Annotated in this window: 1 protein-coding gene; it reads right to left on the bottom strand. The window is 38.6% G+C overall.

The window, feature by feature from the left end:
* A partial coding sequence (locus tag AC3II9_RS22165; RefSeq protein ID WP_489158896.1) for an MBL fold metallo-hydrolase occupies positions 1-251 on the bottom strand: 251 nt, incomplete at both ends.

The raw sequence follows: 251 nt of genomic DNA, 5'->3' as shown, positions 1-251 counted from the left end.
AGTGGCATGTGGAAAATCTGAAATTCCACCTGCATGATCGAAATCAAGATGAGTGACAAAGATGTGTTGTACATCCTTTGGATTAAATCCGAGCTTTTGAATTTGCTGAATAGCACTAAACTCAAGGTTAGGCTCAATTTTGCCTAAACGTTTAACTAATGAGCCTAGACGTTGTTTCATATGTAAGTAATCTTGCAAGCCAAAGCCTGTATCAATAAGCACTAAGCCTCTATCAGTTTCAACCAGAAGGC

This window comes from Lysinibacillus sp. RU7 (genome assembly GCF_057837305.1).
Note: the sequence above shows the minus strand (reverse complement) of the source record. Positions and strands in the feature narration are given on the sequence as shown.